Genomic DNA, 16,036 nt, shown 5'->3' with positions numbered 1-16,036 from the left:
CCACAGATAATCTGCCAGTTATATATGACATTAAGATGACACTAATATTTCAGTATAATTTCAAATTTATGACAAATAGTTTTAAGGCATAAACAGAGGGTATTTTTAGAGACGACACTGACAGGCATGAACTGCGCAAATTCTCCGCTATTTATCGTGCTGGCACGATTCGGGAGTACAATAATCCGGCAAAACGCTCCGATATGCAAAATGCGCAAGGTGTTTTTTTGCTGAGTGCGGGAACGCGGGAACAGATGAAAAAAGAAAGAAAAAAACAAGGATCCCCAGAATTGGGTGGGGGCCCTGCCAGCTAAGCTTTTTCTAAAAAAACCTATGTATTTCAATGTACTAAAAGCGGTGGGACAATGATTTTGTATCACCAAAAGTATATACTGGCAAGCCGTTTTCTCATGCGACAGACACAAAAAAACCGGGGCTGACCCGGCTTTGTATGGCTTTTGACCAAACTCCATCTAAGCTACATTTTCCACTACCATGTAGGATCGCCCAACCTCTTCAATCAGTGGTTGGAGGTTCTTCTCATCATCACCGACCGTAAACAAGTCATCAGCCTGACCATCTTGTATGGGCTCATTGAAGTTACCATGATAAGGGCGGTGGACTGCTGGCTTCAAAGAGATCTCCGCGTTCGAAAAAAGCGCGACTACTTTTTCCCCAGAGTACTTGAACTCAGGGAGTTTGTAGCTTTTGGTGACGACACGACAATTACTCAGAAATTGTTTAAACATCTCCATTTCACCTGCCAGAGCCCAACGGCGGACTTGTTCGCTCCCATCCTTAGTAAGATCGAATACAGGTCTTTGCGTACTTCCTGGCCCCAATGGTGATAAAGTGCACCTGATGCGCATCTCAGAACTTTTGTCATGCGCTCAGAGTTCCGCTTAGATGGCACAGCATCGTTATCTTGAGAAAGGTTGTAATCCCACATCTGTTGGTGAACAATAGGTTTATTAATGCGATCCAATTGTCGTAGAATCGCGAGGATTCTTTCTCCTGTCCCAATGCATCACAGATGCAATCTTCAACGGTAATCCCCTCGCCTCCCCAGCGGCGCTTTCTGCCATAATGAAAAATCGGTCCACTGGCCTGAAAACATCTCATCCGATGGAAGCGCTCCCGAAACGGGGGATTTTATCTCAATACAGATATGAGAGTATTTTGTAAGGGTATTATCACTGGGGAGTAATCACCTTTCCCCCGTCGGCTTTAAATGCCATTGCCCGACTTCTGGTACCTGGTTAGCGAAAACAGCCCTGCGGAGCCCCAAAAACTCATCCTCGGCAGGATCTCCAAAAGCATATGGCTACGATCTGCACAGTGTTCTGCTTACAGAGCGTTGACTGTCTCCGCTTATACAGAGTTCTTACTATGCTGCTTGTACTCAATAAAATACCCTTTCAGCAGGCATTGCTTTGAACGTTAATTTTTTTCTTATGATTCTGCATGAATGGACGTTCGATAAACCGCCATGATAGACAAGCCAGCAAACCTGATGCGGCAACGGAAATAAGCAATCTGACATATCCATCTTCAATGCCAAGGCTGGCAAAGCGTTTACCTATTCCGTTGTTCATTAATGTATGAATCAAGTAAAGAGAGAAAGAGATGTCACCTAAGCGCATCAGAAAGTCCGGAATATATTTTCCGATAACCTCTTCCGCAAGGACAAAAGTGAAAAGAATCATCCCGTAGATCCAGCCAGAACTGAGTAATCCATGATTAACGAACATACCTTGGCTGAAAAAGTAAACCGTAATGATTAAGCTGAACAACGCAGCAACGGCCATCCCTTTGGTTGGTAACCACCTCAGGTAAGGAAACCCCAGTCCGATAGCCATCCCCAGCAGGAATAGCCAGATTATCGGGTTGGTAACCAGTCCGAGCAACGCTGTACTCACAGCATACCCGGAAGGGTCCATACTAAACTGATGCCATAAGATCAATGGAAGTATGACAAGCGTTGCCGCAAAGAAAACGCCAGCCCAGACCCATCGTTTTGCAAAAAGGATTGTGGCTGAAATAAACAGATAAAACATAACCTCGTAGTTAAGAGTCCACCTGATGCCGTACATGCCGCTATCAGCAACATAAAAGGGGGCATGGTCTGGATATATCGGCATAAAAGTCAGTGCACTGATGAAGTTTTCCGTTTGTTCCGCGTAATGAAAAGTGCTCATTGCGCCACTCAGGAAGAAAGAAATAATCAGGATGATGTAATATGCCGGCAGTATCCTTAGGGCCCTTTTTTTCAGAAATATCAATGCGCCATTAATACCCTGGGGCGCTTTCGCGGCGCTCAGGGCAATAACAAACCCACTGATAAGAAAGAAGAGGTCGACCCCGGTAGCCCCCCACCCGAAAAGCCGGTCTCCGAGCCCTTGGCTCTCAACATTTATGTTCCAGCGAAAGTGAAAAAGCATAACACTAAGTGCGGCAAATCCTCTTAGCGCCTGCACGCCTCTAAAAGTAGAAGTATTCATGTAGTTTGGGCTAACCCTGATTTTTGAGTAAAGATTGAATTACAATTTTACAGGTTCGGTTACTGCCTTGTACAACTTATTGCAGCAAACGACAGTACCCGGCAGACATCCACAAGGCCATCTACACGACGAATTCCATCGAGTCGCTGAACAGCGTGATCTGGGCAACCATTAAGAAACGCAAAGTGTTCCCGACGGATGAGTCGGTACGAAAAGTTATTTATCTGGCAATCAAAGATGCATCGAGAAAATGGAGTATGCCGATCCAGAACTGGCGGCTGGCGATGAGCCGCTTTATTATCGAGTTCGGTGACCGCCTGAGAGATCACCTTTAATACGGCGGCAGTTACACTGAGTTATTTACAGGGTCTCACGATCACATATCAAGTTTATCAAGCATATAGCCTGCTATTACGCCAGCCATCTCAATCGCTTCTTTTGCCTCACTGTCCTGTATAGTTGGAAGCCAGGGTCGCCCATGACCAGTCCCTTGCTTATTTCTCAACCTGTTAATTCCAATTGCAGTTTCAAACATCTCTCGCTCCAGTGGACGATGAGCCTCTTCACGCTCACCTTCAACTTTATCCGCAGGAGTAGCCAGGCCAAGAGTGAAGAATGCCTGTCCAAGTAAAGCAGAAAAATTAGCTTGTTTTGGGTAAGTTCCATATTTCTGAGTGAGAACATGGGCAGCCGTTGCTTCTAAAATATCCTTGCTTGTTCCAGAAAGCAGAGCCGCATCCTCAGCCCCACGTTTCGCTCTCTCTACATATTTTCGTAATGCGTCTGTTAGCTCTCGACCACGTAGGCCTTCAATGTTTTGTCCATGTAAATAACCAGACTCTGTCAAAACTAACCCTTGATCTTTAAAAGCATCAATTGCGCCTAAAATAGCATCACGTCCTGCATAATTACTGGACTCTTGCCTGAATCCTCCTGCTACCCTGACGTTCTGCAACAGTGTATACGCCAATTTTTGGCCCGCATCGGGATTATGCTCCAAAGCCCAAGACAGAACGGTGCGAACCCGCTTTGTTTTTCCTACAGCTTGCTGATTTTTGGGATCAACATACGCCAATCCATGCTTTTCAAAAGCGTAACTTAATTCAGAATGAGACGGCGATCTTGGTGATTCAGCCTGGGCATCTCCCACAAGTCTGGCAACTGCTACTAAAATGGCCTCAGTCAGATCAAATCTCATCATTCATTCCCTAAAATTGAATCATCTCGATGAACAACTCAATCCCCGCCACCCTTATAAAACAACAGTCATAACAATCCAATTAAATCAACTAAGCGAGCGACCTCAATCCCCTTGCCGTATCGGTTGTAGGTAATTGTCGCATTGCTGTGTCCAGGCACTTGTGAGGCGTACTGTTCAGGAGCCCCATGCTGTTTGAACGTTGTGGCGGAGTAATGCCGCAATGAATGGAACTCTGGCAAGCCGTGCTTGGTTCTAAAGCGGGTGAACCAGCGGCTAAAGTAATGGCCGTAGCTTCCCAAGTGGAGCTGTAGGTCAGGGAAAAGATGCCCATTACTCTCGTTAACAAAATCAAGAAAACCAAGCGCTAAGAGATGGGGATGGATTGGCACAAAACGGCGTGAGCTATCCGTTTCCAATTTCTGGTTAGGGTTTAAATCATCAAGACGTAAGCACCATATTCCCTCAATCTGCATCATATCGTTGTGGTAAAGCTGGCAGGCTTCATTTTGTCGAATACCTGAATATTGACAAATCAGGATGATCCAACACCGCCAGTACTTCACTTCTTTGATAGCGATATGCAGACGCTTCAAATCGCTCAAGGTATAAGCAGGACGTCGATCCATAGGCGCAGTCGTTTCCCTCACGCCCATTCCCTCAAACGGGTTACGAAGCTCTTCATCTGTCCGGGTGGCAAACCACCTGGAAAAGGCCGAACTCTTTTTGATATAGCGATTTCTGCTGTATGCAGAGCCTTCAAGGTTATCAACAAAATCAGCGGCGCTACGTTTGCTGAATGGATCTTTTGTCGAAGCAAGATATGCATTTACACATCTGTTGATCGTTAGTATTTCTCGTTCACCAACCGAGCCAGCTTTCGCACTAGTGTACTTATTCAATTCGCTTAAAAGATTTTTAAAGGGGGGGCTTTTTTTGTGGGTTTTGGAAGAAAGCAACCGCAGCAGGTGAAGTGTGTACAGGGATGGCTTGCGGAACGCAGTGGAAAGGTTGTGAGGTGAGATATTTCTCCACACGGAGCAAGGCTTCACGCTTGGAACATGTGCGAAGAGAAATACGAATTTCACGGCGTTTCCGAGGTGTCAGGTAGACCCTGCGGTAGTACCGGATCCCGTGACGGGAAAGCATAAGATGCGACATTGATTAGCGTCCTAAGTGATACACAAAAGTTGTATCACCGCCGTTTCAATGCACGAAAAAAACGGGGTTACATGATGGATATCATGCACTTAGCAGAAATGGGTGGGGGCCCTGCCAGCTACATCCCGGCACACACGTCGTCTGCTCTGGCTGCTTCCTTCCGGATCTGACCTGGTAAACAGAGTAGCGTTGCGGGAGAACCAACAGAGCCCCCATTGAGAGCGTCGTTATCCAACGCGCAGGCGCATTATCCCTACTGGACCGGCTAATTGCAAGCAACCCCCAACCAGATGCTGGTTTATTGTGCAACCGCGTGCAGAAAGCTTGCGCTATCACCCCAAAGGGGCCTGCCACAGGCTGTTGACCCGCTATTTCTGCCGCCGCCGCGGGCGGCACGGCGGCGATGCCCGGACACAATTTTCCGTTTCGATACGCGTCTTGCGGACTAAATTAAGGGATTGCGAGCGCTATCGCAGCACATTTTCCTGTCGCCATCCATACTTCACGCCATATCGCCGTACTCTTTTTAATCAATCTCTGACCTCAAGGGTAATGGAATGAGTGAAGCTCCCCGTTTAACCACGACCCTCGCCATGCCAGAGATCGACGGCGTCACCCTCTCCTTTCAAGGGCTGAATTTCCTGCGCCCGGAATTGATGCTGGATTTTGTCAGCGTCAGCAGCGGTACCCTGCTGGCGGTTACCCCGGTTGCCGTGCTCTATTCCACGGTCGGCGTCCTGCGGCGTATTGATTTGCGCAAACTGCCCATCGAAGTCAGCGGCCGCATCATCTACCCGATCTCCTCGCAGCAACTGCCTTCCCTGCGGGCCAAGCTGATTATCAACGCCGGCTCCCGACGGCTGAAATTTTTAGAAAGTTTGCTGGCCATCAGCCCGCACGACAACGTGCACGGGATGCAGATTCTTGGCCTCGCGCTCGATTTCACTATCGTCAAACCCGTATAGCCCCGCGCTGTACAGGTACGCAGTCAGCGCTTATTCTGAGCCTTTCCCGGTTTACAGGACGCACGATGGATTCTCACGACACTTTTCCCCGGCGGGTCTGGCAAATTGTGGCCTCCATTCCAGAAGGTTACGTCGCCACCTATGGCGATATAGCGCGACTGGCGGGATCCCCCCGCGCGGCGCGCCAGGTTGGCGGGGTCCTCAAGCGCCTGCCCGAAGGCTCCACGCTTCCCTGGCACCGGGTGGTCAACCGTCACGGCGACATTTCCCTTACCGGCCCGGATCTGCAGCGTCAGCGCCAGGCGCTGCTGGCTGAAGGCGTGCAGGTATCCGGCGGCGGCCACATCGATCTGCAGCACTATCGCTGGATTTACTGAAGGCAAAAAAATGCCCCAGGCAAGGGGCATAGATGGTTTACTGCGCGGCGGGGGTATCGCTGCTGGCGACCGGTACGGCCATCTGCTGCACCGGCACCAGAACCAGGTCGGCACGGTTCCCTCCGCCATTCACCACCGTCTGCACGGTATCGGTGATAAACATCAGCCTGCCGCCAACCGTGATAGCCGAACTCAGCAAAATTCGCGCGTCAGGCTTAATGTCCGCCTGGTTATACGGCAGGACGAAGTCATACGGCGGCTGTTTACCTTCGGTACGAACCGTTTTCTGCGCCAGCACACGCGACGGCGCATCGGCTAACGACGCATCCGACAAGGTCACGGTGAGTACCGCATCCGGCGGTAGGGCGACTTTCTGCCGGATGGAAATAGTCCCTGAAACATTAGGCTGTTGCTGCGATGAGGTCAGTGAGGCAATGCCATAAGGATCGGGGGCAGCCGCATGGCTGGCCGTGTTTGCGCCGTGATTATTCGCGCAAGCGGTCAAAGCGGTTGCAACGGCTAAAGCACTTAACATATAGGCAAATTTCATTATGTTCTCCTTTTCATCCCTTTACATGCAGGAGTATGTCCTGCCTACTGGCGAGCAGTAACATTGGCATCGTGCATAAGTGTGGCACAGATCTCAGTTCTCTTCCTGCAAACGCCACTTTATTCAGATTATTACACCCATCGGACCACTTGCGATTCCAGGTTATACTTGGCCTCAATACGCACTGCGCGACACGTACTGCGCAACGCAGTTATCATTGATTGAGGGTAAATATGAGTCAGGCACTAACCAATCTGCTGGCATTATTGAATCTGGAAAAAATTGAAGAAGGGTTATTCCGCGGGCAGAGTGAAGATCTGGGCTTACGTCAGGTTTTTGGCGGCCAGGTCGTCGGTCAGGCGCTGTACGCGGCGAAAGAAACCGTGCCTGCCGAGCGTCTGATCCACTCATTCCACAGCTATTTCCTGCGCCCAGGAGACAGCCAGAAACCGATTATTTATGACGTCGAAGTGCTGCGCGATGGCAACAGCTTCAGCGCCCGTCGGGTCGCGGCCATTCAAAACGGGAAACCTATTTTTTATATGACCGCCTCTTTCCAGGCCCCGGAGCCCGGCTATGAGCATCAGAAATTGATGCCGGTCGCCCCTGCGCCGGATGGTCTGCCTTCCGAAACCGACATCGCGCGTAAGCTGGCGCACCTGCTGCCGCCGCAGGCCAAAGATAAGTTCCTCAGCGACAAACCGCTGGAAATCCGCCCGGTGGAGTTTCACAACCCGCTGAAAGGCCACGTTGCTGAACCGACCCGTCAGGTGTGGATCCGCGCCAACGGCGCGGTGCCGGAGGATATTCGCATCCATCAGTACCTGCTGGGCTACGCTTCCGATTTCAATTTCCTGCCGGTGGCGCTCCAGCCGCACGGCGTCGGGTTCCTGGAGCCGGGGATGCAGGTAGCGACGATCGACCACTCAATGTGGTTCCATCGCCCGTTCAACATTAACGACTGGCTGCTGTACAGCGTTGAGAGCACTTCCGCCTCCAGCGCCCGGGGCTTTGTTCGCGGTGAGTTTTATACTCAGGATGGCACGCTTGTGGCGTCAACGGTGCAGGAAGGGGTCATGCGCAACCGTCACGCATAAGGCGTCATCCGTGACGGGCCATGCCCGATACGCTCCCCCATGACGAAAAAAGCCTCCCGTCGGGAGGCTTTGCTGCTACTGGAGACAACTCAATTTATCAGGCGTTGTAGGCATTTTCGCCGTGGCTGTTGACGTCCAGACCTTCGCGCTCCTGCTCTTCCGGAACACGCAGACCTACGGTCATATCCGCCACTTTATAACCGATGAAGGCGACAATACCGGACCAGACGATAGTGATGCCGATACTTTCCAGCTGTACCAGCAGCTGATGGCCCATGGTCACGCCTTCCGCGTAGCCGACACCGCCCAGAGAGGTTGCGGCAAAGATACCGGTCAGGATACAGCCCACGATCCCGCAGACACCGTGTACGCCGAACACATCGCACGGGTCATCAACACGCAACCAGCGTTTCAGAACCGTTACGCCCCACAGACCCGCCAGGCCGGAAGCGATACCCACAATCAGTGAGCCGCCTACGCCGATGTAACCACATGCCGGAGTGACGCCAACCAGACCGGCAATCGCACCGGAACAGGCACCTAACAGAGAAGGTTTACCGCGGGTCGCCCATTCGCCGAAGGTCCAGGCCAGAATGGCCGCAGCGGTCGCCACAACGGTGTTGACGAAAGCCAGCGCGGCAATTTCGTTCGCCGCACTCGCCGAACCGGCGTTAAAGCCAAACCAGCCAACATACAGGATTGCCGTACCGGTGAAGACCATCGGCAGGTTATGCGGTTTAAACGCTTCTTTGCCAAAGCCAACGCGTTTGCCCATCATATAGGCGCCCACCAGACCGGCAACGGCGGCGTTGATATGCACCACGGTACCCCCGGCGAAATCCAGCGCGCCGTGCGTCGCCAGCAGACCACCGCCCCATACCATGTGCGCAATCGGCACATAGGAGAGGGTCATCCAGACGACGACAAAAATCAGCACCGCGGAGAAACGAATACGTTCAGCCAGTGCGCCCACGATCAGGCCAACGGTGATACAGGCGAAGGAGCCCTGGAAAGCGACGTGAATGTACTGATAGAAGGTCCCCATCAGCGCTTTCAGCTCAATGTTTTTCAATAATACCCAGTCGAAGCTGCCGAAGAAGCTGCCGCCGGTACCAAATGCCAGCGTGTAGCCATAAACGACCCACAGCACGCATACCAACCCAAAGGTGACGATGACCTGGGTCAGCATAGAGAGCACGTTTTTACCGCGAATCAGGCCGCCATAGAACAGCGCAATGCCCGGAATGGTCATAAACAGCACCAGCGCGGTGCAAATCATCATAAAGGCGTTGTCGGCTTTATCTGCCACTGCCGGTGCGGCCATCGCCAGCCCCGGAAGCAGTGCCAGCGCACCCAGACCCGTTTTCATTGTTGCTATTTTCATTTTCTCGATCCCCATCACTGTGTGGTCTGGACGTTACAGTGCCGCTTCGTCGGCTTCGCCGGTGCGGATGCGAATAACGCGTTGCAACTCGGCGACAAAAATTTTGCCATCGCCAATTTTTCCGGTGTAGGCCGCTTTACTAATCACATCAACGACCTCATCAAGCTGATCGTCGGCAATCGCGACATCAATCTTCACCTTTGGCAGAAAATTGACGCTATATTCGGCACCACGGTACAGCTCGGCGTGGCCTTTCTGACGGCCAAACCCTTTTACCTCAGTGACCGTCAGGCCCTGGATGCCGATGGAAGATAACGCTTCACGTACATCTTCCAGTTTGAATGGTTTGATTACCACGGTAACCAGCTTCATAAGTCCCCTCCGCTCTGAATTCGTAATGGCAGCAGCTAACACACAGGGAATAAAGCAAGGGCTATGCCAGAAATGAAAAAGGGCCGTATAGCGGCCCTTTTAAGGCAGAAAACAGAAGAACGGCATAAGAAGAAGGCGGAAAAACGCCGGTCACAGCCAAAAATGCACCATTACAGTGCACGGAGCGTTACATTTTTGCACCATGCTAAACCGCGCCAGCACCACTGCCTGCTTATAGTGCATCAGGCAATCAGCGACTCTTCCTGCGCGCTGGCGGCCAGCTCTTCACCAGCCAACTGCAGCTGATACATTTGCCAGTAGCGCCCTTTGGCTGCCAGCAACTGCTGATGATTGCCGCGCTCGACGGCCTGCCCACGGTGGAGCACCAGAATGGTGTCAGCCTCAACAATCGTCGACAGGCGATGCGCAATCACTACCAGCGTGGTGTGCTGGCGAACTTTGGCCAGCGCTTGCTGAATCGCCTGTTCGGTACCGGAGTCAATATTCGCCGTCGCTTCATCGAGAATCAGAATCTGCGGGGTATCCACCAGCACCCGCGCCAGCGCCAGCAGCTGCTTCTGACCCACCGAGAGATTATTCCCCTGCTCGCCCAGCTGCGTGTAAATCCCCTCGCTCATCCCGCGCGCCAGTTCCGCCAGTTGCACCGACTCCAGTGCCTCCCAGACCTGCGCCTCGCTGATATCGCGACCGAGCGTGACGTTGGCATAAAAGGTATCCGCCAGCACCACCGGATCCTGCTGCACCATAGCGACGCCCTGGCGCAACGCGCTGTGGCTCAACGAGGAGAGCGGACGACCGTCAATACGAATTTCCCCTTTGCTCAGCGGGTAGTAGCCCATCATCAGGCTGGCAAGCGTGCTTTTGCCGCTGCCGGTATGGCCGACCAGCGCCACAAAACCACGGGACGGAATCTCCAGGTTGATATCCTGCAGCACCAGGCGATTGCCGCGATAAGCAAAAGAGAGATTCTCAATCGACACCGTGCCGCTGCGCAGCGGCGCGCTATCCTGCCCCCACTCCTGACGCGGGCGATCCATCAATTCGAAGACGCGCTCGCCGGCGACCACCGCCTGCTGGAGCATCGATTGCTGGGTCGTCAGCTCAATCAGCGGCTCATTCAGACGCCCCAGATAGCTGATAAAGGCGTACAGCACCCCGACTTCAATCGTGCCAGCCGAGCTGAATCCGAACAGCATCAGCAACCCGCAGAGTACCAGCGTTGAGAACAGGCTCAGCAGCGGACGCAACAGGAAACCATCGAGGCGCAGCGTTTGCATCCGCGCCAGATAGTGCGCATAGCTGGCTTCACGCATCCGCTCGCCGAAGCGCGCCTGCTGGCGGAACTGCTGGATAACCCCCATACCGTTGATGACTTCATTAAAGCCGTCGTTGATATCCGCCAGCCAGGCACGCACCCGGCGCACGATCGGCGTGCTGTAGCGTTGATAAATCATCATCACAATCAACACCGCCGGGAAAATAGTCAGTGCCACCAGCGCCATGCGCCAGTCAAGGCTGAACATCGCCACCAGCATGGCGCCAATCAGCGCCGCGCTACGCAGCACCGTCGCCACCACCGTGACGTACAGATCGCGGATCACTTCCGTGTCGTTGGTGACGCGGGAGATCAGCTGCCCGACCGGCTGGGTATCAAATTCACTCAGCGGCTGGCGCAGCGCCGCATCCATCACATCACTGCGCAGCTGCTGCACCACGCCAACGGCGGCGCGATTAAACAGCAGCGACTGGTTATAGTGCAGGGTCGCCGCAAGGATCTGCAGGCCAAGATAGGCCACGGCCAGACCGCAGACCAGCTTCAGCGGCACGGCGTTCTTCGCCACCATATTGTCGATAAAGTAGCTGATCAATAGCGGGCCACTGACCTCGGCGGCCGCGGCAATCCACATCATCACCACCGCAATAATCAGCGGCTTACGCCACGGAGAACCGTAGGCCAGCAGACGTTTTAAAGTCGGCCAGAGCTCGGAAAAACTACGCATCAGCGGCCTCCTCGTGATCCTGCGGCGCATCGTCCAGCGCCGCTTCCAGCTGTTGATAGCGATACATGTCGCGATACCAGCCGGGTTGCGCCGCCAGTCCGTCATGGCGACCGCGCTGGACAATATGCCCATGCTGCATCACCAGAATCTCGCTGGCTTCAGTCAGTGCCGACAGGCGATGGGCGCTGATAATAACCGTTCGCCCCTCTCCCCATTGCCGCAGGTTATGCAATATCTGATGCTCGGTCCGGCCATCCACCGCCGACAGCGCATCGTCAAGAATCAGAATCTCCGCCTCCAGCAGCAGCGCGCGAGCGATGGAAATGCGCTGTTTTTGTCCGCCGGACAGCATCACGCCGCGTTCGCCGACTTCCGTTTCATAGCCCTGAGGCAGGCGCAGAATATCGTCGTGCACGCTGGCCAGCCGCGCAACATGCTCAATTTGCTCCGGCGTCGCATCGGGCCTGCCAAGCGCGATGTTGTTGGCGACGGTGTCGGAAAACAGGAACGGCGTCTGGTTCACCACCGCCAGACGGGCGCGCCAGCTATCGAGCTGCAGCCGCGTCAGCGGAATATCATGGAAGCGAATATCCCCTTGCGTGACGTCAAAGTGGCGCTGGATCAGCGCCAGGATCGTGCTTTTCCCTGCGCCGGTTGGCCCGCAAATACCCAGCATTTGCCCAGGCTGGAGCACAAAGTTGACCTTCTCCAGCGAGGTCTTATTCGCCTGCGGATAGATAAATTCGCGTACGGCGACGCTAAGCGCCCCGCGCCCTTCCGGGACCCGCTCATGACCATCGTTGACGGTCGGCGCTTCTTCGAGCATCGTGCGGATCCGACTGTAGGCCGCGCTGCCGCGTTCCACGATGTTAAACATCCATGCCAGCGCCAGCATCGGCCAAATCATCAAACCGAGATACATCACAAAGCTGGTCAACTGGCCGAGGGTCATACTGCCCTGCAGCACCATCCAGCTCCCTCCGCCGATTGCCAGCAGGTTAGCCGTGCCAATCGCGATATAGATAGTCGGGTCAAAGCGCGCATCAATCCGCGCCACGCGCATGTTCTTTCTGCCGGTATCCGCCGCATCGGCAGCAAACTGCGCCGATTGCCGGTCCTCCAGGCCAAAAGCCTTAATCATGCGGATACTGGTCAGGCTCTCCTGAGTACGATCGTTGAGGCTGGAGAATGCCGCCTGCGCGACGCGGAAACGTTCATGGAGCGCATCGCCGTTACGCTTGATAACCAGGGCCATCACCGGCATCGGCAACAGCGCCAGCAGAGTGAGCTGCCAGCTGATTTGCGTCGACATCACGATCAATACCGCACAGCCCATCACCAGCGAGTCCACCAGCGTCAGTACCCCTTCCCCCGCAGCAAACACCACCCGATCAACATCGTTGGTGGCGCGGGCGATCAGGTCGCCGGTGCGGTGGCGCAGGTAAAAGGCCGGATGCTGACGGCTGAGCTGACGATAAAAGTCCTCCCGCAGCTCCACGGCCAGCTGATAAGAGGCGCCAAAAAGCAGCACGCGCCAGACGTAGCGCAGCAGATAGACCATCACCGCGATCAGGACTAACGCACCGATCCACATCCACACCTTCTCTGCGGTGTAATGTTGTCTGGTGACGCCATCAACCACGATCCCCACCACCTTTGGCGGAATCAGCTGTAAAACGGCGATAATGGCCAGCAGGGCAATAGCACCGAGATAACGGCGCCACTCCCGGCGGAAGTACCAGCTAAGTTGAGCAAATAATCGCAAGCAGTTAAATCCTGAGTGTATAAATCGTCGCGGCAAACGCCGTTAATCAATAGGTAAGGCAGTGGTGTATTTTATCTGTTCCATCGCGAAACTCGAAGTGACATCAGACAACCCGGGGACGCTGTTCACCAACCGTTTATAAAAATCATCATAGCGTTTCATATCCGCTACCTGCACCCGCAGCAGGTAATCATACTCTCCCGCCATCCGCCAGAAACCGAGGACTTCCGCCATCTGCGTGACTTCGCTGACGAACCGGCAGTACCAGTCGCTGCTGTGATGCTGGGTCTTGATCAGCACAAATGCCGTCAGACCGAGGCCAAGCTTTTCGGCATCCAGCAGCGCCACGCGACCGAGCAGGATACCCTCATCTTCCAGCCGTTTCAGCCGTTTCCAGCAGGGCGTGGTGGTCAGATTAACGGCATCGGCCAGCGCCTGCAAAGAGAGGGTGCAGTCAGTTTGCAGCAAAGAAAGCAGCTTACGGTCAATTTTATCTAACACCGGGCACCTCTGGAGAAAAATTTTCTCCTTTCATTGTAATAGAAAGGCTAAATAGCAACAATTTTTCCTCGCACTTCCGCTAAGCTGGGCACAAAATGACAAACAGGAAATAACGATGAAGAGCGCCTGGGTAAAACACGCCATCAGTGAAATTAACGCCGATTATCAGCGTTCGGCCGACACGCACCTTATTCGCCTGGCGCTGCCCGGCTTCCCGGGTATTCAGATCTACCTGAAGGATGAGAGCACCCATCCTACCGGCAGCCTGAAACACCGCCTGGCGCGTTCTCTGTTCCTTTACGGACTGTGTAACGGCTGGATTAAAGAAGGGACGACGATTATCGAAGCCTCTTCCGGCTCGACGGCAGTCTCTGAGGCCTACTTCGCACGCCTGCTCGGCCTGCCGTTTATCGCCGTCATGCCTTCCTGTACGGCGAAACGCAAAATTGAGCAGATTGAGTTTTATGGCGGACGCTGTCACTTCGTCGAGAGCGCGTGCGAAATCTATGCCGCCTCCGAGAGACTGGCTCGCGAGCTGAACGGCCATTATATGGATCAGTTTACCTTCGCTGAACGGGCGACAGACTGGCGCGGCAATAACAATATTGCCGACAGCATTTTCCGGCAGATGACCCATGAACCGCATCCGCAGCCCGCTTACATCGTGATGAGTGCGGGGACCGGCGGAACATCGGCCACGATTGGCCGCTATATCCGCTGTCAGGGTTATGATACTCAACTGCTGGTGGTCGATCCGCAAAACTCGGTGTTCCTCGACTACTGGCAGAGCCGCGATGCCGACCTGCGCAGCCCGGTCGGCAGCAAAATAGAAGGTATCGGTCGTCCGCGCGTCGAGCCGTCATTTATTCCTGACGTCGTCGATGAGATGCTGCGGGTGCCGGACGCGGCCAGCGTCGCCAGCGCCCTGTGGCTGGAAACGCTGCTGGGTCGCAAAGTCGGCGCCTCCACCGGCACCAATATGTGGGGGGTGCTTGAGCTCGCCGTGCGTATGCGCGCCGAGGGACGTACCGGTTCTATCGTCACTCTGCTGTGCGACAGCGGCGAACGCTATCTGGAGAGCTATTACAACCCGCAGTGGGTCTCAAGTCAGATAGGCGATATCACTCCGTGGCAGGCAAAAATCGCGGCAATGGTGAACACACAATAAAAAAAAGCCAGACACCGTGGCGCCTGGCTTGCTGGAAAGGTCTGTTTATTCGGGGGAATAAGGAAGATCGGGATTATCCAGCCAATGCGTTAAAAAATGGGAGACCGCTTCATGCCGGCAGTCTCCAATAACCGGTAAATGCGGCAGTTCAGCTTTGAGCTGCGGCATCGCGTTACCCATAATGACCCCGCGCCCCACGCTACCGAGCATTTCGCGGTCGTTCATGGCGTCGCCAAACGCCATACAATCCTGCATCGACAGGCCCAGATGCTGGCTAAGTACCGCCAGCGCTGCGCCTTTATTACACCCATTTGGCAGCACTTCCAGGCAGTCGAACGCTGAAAAACAAATATGCGCGCGATCGCCGAGCGCTTCAGCCAGCTGAACGTTGAGCCGCCGGAGATCGTCGTGCTCGCCGCAGAAGCAGACTTTGGTGACGTTATCCGCCGGCATCCGTCTGGGATCGGATATCTGATAGCGGAAGCCGCTGAAAATATGCGCTTTTAGCAATCCGGGCATCTCCTGGCCGGTAAACCAGCCGCCATCATTAAAGACGTGCATGCTGGCCGCCGTGTCCCAGCGGCGGTGGAGCACCGCTTCCGCGACGCCAGGATCGAGATCGCGGCGGTGCAGCTCTTCTCCATCCACGGCATGAATCCGCGTACCGTTGCCGGTAATTAAGTAGGCATCCAGCGAGAGTTCACCGATGACGTGGCGCATTTCCAGCGCATGGCGGCCCGTGGCAAAGGTCAGGGTAATATCACGATCGCGCAGACGCTTCAGCGTTGAGCGCGTTGACGTTCCCAGACGATGGTCCGGCAGCAGCAGCGTGCCGTCCATATCAAATGCAGCGAGTCTTGCCATGTGAGCTCCCAAAAGCACGGTGAGTTTTACTTGAGTTCCAGTATTGCCTGAGATATACGGAAGTAATAGTGAATAGATAAATTTTATTGTTCCGGGTTTATAAACCGTGCTC

General features: G+C 53.9%; 15 protein-coding genes, 1 other RNA gene and 1 pseudogene. 5 read left to right on the top strand and 12 right to left on the bottom strand.

The genetic code is table 11. The features are described from left to right. Nucleotides 1–473 precede the first annotated feature (473 nt). On the bottom strand, nucleotides 474–749 hold the full coding sequence (locus CWM52_RS05465) for a hypothetical protein (protein WP_133121727.1): 276 nt from the start codon (nucleotides 747–749) through the stop codon (nucleotides 474–476). Between the two features lie 669 nt (nucleotides 750–1,418). After that, on the bottom strand, nucleotides 1,419–2,501 hold the full coding sequence (locus CWM52_RS05460; protein ID WP_100683148.1) for an acyltransferase family protein: 1,083 nt from the start codon (nucleotides 2,499–2,501) through the stop codon (nucleotides 1,419–1,421). 95 nt (nucleotides 2,502–2,596) lie between these two features. Here CWM52_RS05460 and CWM52_RS05455 point away from each other — a divergent pair. After that, nucleotides 2,597–2,836 (top strand): annotated as a pseudogene (locus CWM52_RS05455) (transposase); the annotation flags it as partial. 41 nt (nucleotides 2,837–2,877) lie between these two features. On the opposite strand, the gene CWM52_RS05450 reads toward CWM52_RS05455, so the two are convergent. From CWM52_RS05450 to ffs, 3 genes are all read right to left on the bottom strand, one after another. After that, a complete protein-coding gene (locus tag CWM52_RS05450; protein ID WP_206057675.1) occupies nucleotides 2,878–3,702 on the bottom strand; it encodes an abortive infection family protein in 825 nt (274 codons plus the stop codon). Nucleotides 3,703–3,767: 65 nt separating this feature from the next. Continuing rightward, entirely contained in the window at nucleotides 3,768–4,787 is a 1,020-nt protein-coding gene (locus CWM52_RS05445; protein ID WP_227521260.1) for a site-specific integrase, read from the bottom strand. Nucleotides 4,788–4,969: 182 nt separating this feature from the next. Next, nucleotides 4,970–5,066: signal recognition particle sRNA small type (gene ffs / locus CWM52_RS05440), an RNA gene on the bottom strand. A gap of 351 nt (nucleotides 5,067–5,417) precedes the next feature. Here ffs and CWM52_RS05435 point away from each other — a divergent pair. Both CWM52_RS05435 and CWM52_RS05430 read left to right on the top strand, forming a co-directional pair. Continuing rightward, nucleotides 5,418–5,825, top strand: a complete 408-nt coding sequence (locus CWM52_RS05435) for a dTDP-glucose pyrophosphorylase (RefSeq protein ID WP_100683146.1) — start codon at nucleotides 5,418–5,420, stop codon at nucleotides 5,823–5,825. Nucleotides 5,826–5,890: 65 nt separating this feature from the next. Further along, complete coding sequence (locus tag CWM52_RS05430; RefSeq protein WP_100683145.1) at nucleotides 5,891–6,202, top strand: MGMT family protein; 312 nt, start codon at nucleotides 5,891–5,893, stop codon at nucleotides 6,200–6,202. A gap of 37 nt (nucleotides 6,203–6,239) precedes the next feature. On the opposite strand, the gene CWM52_RS05425 is transcribed toward CWM52_RS05430, so the two are convergent. After that, on the bottom strand, nucleotides 6,240–6,752 hold the full coding sequence (locus tag CWM52_RS05425; protein WP_100683144.1) for a YbaY family lipoprotein: 513 nt from the start codon (nucleotides 6,750–6,752) through the stop codon (nucleotides 6,240–6,242). A 233-nt stretch (nucleotides 6,753–6,985) separates the two neighbouring features. Here CWM52_RS05425 and tesB point away from each other — a divergent pair, with 233 nt between their 5' ends. Next, nucleotides 6,986–7,849, top strand: a complete 864-nt coding sequence (gene tesB / locus CWM52_RS05420) for an acyl-CoA thioesterase II (protein WP_100683143.1) — start codon at nucleotides 6,986–6,988, stop codon at nucleotides 7,847–7,849. A gap of 97 nt (nucleotides 7,850–7,946) precedes the next feature. Here the strand turns inward: tesB and amtB are convergent, their stop codons facing one another. The 5 genes from amtB to CWM52_RS05395 form a co-directional block, all read right to left on the bottom strand. Then, nucleotides 7,947–9,233: an ammonium transporter AmtB gene (gene amtB / locus CWM52_RS05415; protein ID WP_160702163.1), complete on the bottom strand. Its 1,287-nt coding sequence runs from the start codon at nucleotides 9,231–9,233 to the stop codon at nucleotides 7,947–7,949. 33 nt (nucleotides 9,234–9,266) lie between these two features. Further along, nucleotides 9,267–9,605, bottom strand: a complete 339-nt coding sequence (gene glnK / locus CWM52_RS05410; protein WP_004858743.1) for a P-II family nitrogen regulator — start codon at nucleotides 9,603–9,605, stop codon at nucleotides 9,267–9,269. A 242-nt stretch (nucleotides 9,606–9,847) separates the two neighbouring features. After that, a complete protein-coding gene (locus CWM52_RS05405; RefSeq protein ID WP_100683141.1) occupies nucleotides 9,848–11,626 on the bottom strand; it encodes a SmdB family multidrug efflux ABC transporter permease/ATP-binding protein in 1,779 nt (592 codons plus the stop codon). Continuing rightward, nucleotides 11,619–13,391 (bottom strand): SmdA family multidrug ABC transporter permease/ATP-binding protein, encoded by a 1,773-nt coding sequence (locus tag CWM52_RS05400; protein ID WP_100683140.1) that lies wholly within the window; start codon nucleotides 13,389–13,391, stop codon nucleotides 11,619–11,621. Before CWM52_RS05400 ends, CWM52_RS05405 begins: the two co-directional genes overlap by 8 nt. A 42-nt stretch (nucleotides 13,392–13,433) precedes the next feature. Next, nucleotides 13,434–13,892, bottom strand: a complete 459-nt coding sequence (locus CWM52_RS05395) for an Lrp/AsnC family transcriptional regulator (RefSeq protein ID WP_004858739.1) — start codon at nucleotides 13,890–13,892, stop codon at nucleotides 13,434–13,436. Between the two features lie 115 nt (nucleotides 13,893–14,007). Between CWM52_RS05395 and CWM52_RS05390 the strand changes: the two genes are divergently transcribed. After that, complete coding sequence (locus CWM52_RS05390) at nucleotides 14,008–15,060, top strand: PLP-dependent cysteine synthase family protein (RefSeq protein ID WP_100683139.1); 1,053 nt, start codon at nucleotides 14,008–14,010, stop codon at nucleotides 15,058–15,060. A 45-nt stretch (nucleotides 15,061–15,105) separates the two neighbouring features. On the opposite strand, the gene cof is transcribed toward CWM52_RS05390, so the two are convergent. Next, nucleotides 15,106–15,924 carry an HMP-PP phosphatase gene (cof, locus tag CWM52_RS05385; protein WP_100683138.1) on the bottom strand — a complete coding sequence of 273 codons (819 nt, stop codon included), beginning with the start codon at nucleotides 15,922–15,924 and terminating at the stop codon, nucleotides 15,106–15,108. Nucleotides 15,925–16,036: the final 112 nt, after the last annotated feature.

The sequence above is a fragment of the Raoultella sp. T31 genome (genome assembly GCF_002806725.1).
Classification (GTDB): domain Bacteria; phylum Pseudomonadota; class Gammaproteobacteria; order Enterobacterales; family Enterobacteriaceae; genus Klebsiella; species Klebsiella electrica.
This window is presented reverse-complemented; position numbering and strand designations above follow the sequence as displayed.

Excerpts from the sequence above, each read along its gene's own strand:
- CWM52_RS05465 (WP_133121727.1), bottom strand. The coding sequence starts at position 749 with ATGTTTAAACAATTTCTGAGTAATTGTCGTGTCGTCACCAAAAGCTAC.
- CWM52_RS05460 (WP_100683148.1), bottom strand. The coding sequence starts at position 2,501 with ATGAATACTTCTACTTTTAGAGGCGTGCAGGCGCTAAGAGGATTTGCC.
- CWM52_RS05450 (WP_206057675.1), bottom strand. The coding sequence starts at position 3,702 with ATGATGAGATTTGATCTGACTGAGGCCATTTTAGTAGCAGTTGCCAGA.
- CWM52_RS05435 (WP_100683146.1), top strand. The coding sequence starts at position 5,418 with ATGAGTGAAGCTCCCCGTTTAACCACGACCCTCGCCATGCCAGAGATC.
- CWM52_RS05430 (WP_100683145.1), top strand. The coding sequence starts at position 5,891 with ATGGATTCTCACGACACTTTTCCCCGGCGGGTCTGGCAAATTGTGGCC.
- CWM52_RS05425 (WP_100683144.1), bottom strand. The coding sequence starts at position 6,752 with ATGAAATTTGCCTATATGTTAAGTGCTTTAGCCGTTGCAACCGCTTTG.
- tesB (WP_100683143.1), top strand. The coding sequence starts at position 6,986 with ATGAGTCAGGCACTAACCAATCTGCTGGCATTATTGAATCTGGAAAAA.
- amtB (WP_160702163.1), bottom strand. The coding sequence starts at position 9,233 with ATGAAAATAGCAACAATGAAAACGGGTCTGGGTGCGCTGGCACTGCTT.
- glnK (WP_004858743.1), bottom strand. The coding sequence starts at position 9,605 with ATGAAGCTGGTTACCGTGGTAATCAAACCATTCAAACTGGAAGATGTA.
- CWM52_RS05405 (WP_100683141.1), bottom strand. The coding sequence starts at position 11,626 with ATGCGTAGTTTTTCCGAGCTCTGGCCGACTTTAAAACGTCTGCTGGCC.
- CWM52_RS05390 (WP_100683139.1), top strand. The coding sequence starts at position 14,008 with ATGAAGAGCGCCTGGGTAAAACACGCCATCAGTGAAATTAACGCCGAT.
- cof (WP_100683138.1), bottom strand. The coding sequence starts at position 15,924 with ATGGCAAGACTCGCTGCATTTGATATGGACGGCACGCTGCTGCTGCCG.